The following is a 655-nucleotide window of genomic DNA, read 5'->3' on the forward strand; positions in this document are numbered from 1 at the left end:
TAGCGGCAGATTATGCCAGTTACAGAAAATGGAAAGAAAGTAATTCTTCTACTAAAAAAGTTACTGAAGAGATAAACAACAACTACAAAGAAACCCAAACAAAACATCAGGGAAACGGCAGCTTCCACGCCGCTTCTTCTCTCGGCTTATCCGCCATTTACGATTTCAAACTCAACGATAAATTCGATAAATTCAAACCCTATATCGGTGTGCGCGTCGCCTACGGACACGTTAAACATCAGGTTCATTCAGTGGAAAGCAAAAACACGATTGTTACCTCTAAACCAACGCAAGGCGCTGCACAGGGAGGTCCTGTCCCAACAGGTTTTGTCCCCAAATCTGCCTATCACGAAAGCCACAGCATCAGCAGCTTGGGTCTTGGTGTCATCGCCGGTGTCGGTTTCGACATCACGCCCAAGCTGACCTTGGACACCGGATACCGTTACCACAACTGGGGACGCTTGGAAAACACCCGCTTCAAAACCCACGAAGTCTCATTGGGCATGCGCTACCACTTCTGATTCCCCGACACCGATGCCGTCTGAACCTTCAGACGGCATTTTTGATGCACTCGCCGTTTACAGGCGCGGGGCGGGCGTGGAAATACCCGAACCGTCATTCCCGACAACACCGTAATCTTGAAACCCGTCATTCC

1 protein-coding gene is annotated in these 655 nt (G+C 49.3%); it reads left to right on the forward strand.

The features are described 5' to 3' along the window. Positions 1–521: opacity family porin (locus HMPREF2959_RS07545; RefSeq protein WP_070696610.1), on the forward strand; the 521-nt coding region annotated here is incomplete at its 5' end. Between the last annotated feature and the right edge of the window lie 134 nt (positions 522–655).

The sequence above is a fragment of the Neisseria sp. HMSC070F02 genome, from assembly GCF_001814225.1.
Lineage (GTDB): Bacteria > Pseudomonadota > Gammaproteobacteria > Burkholderiales > Neisseriaceae > Neisseria > Neisseria meningitidis.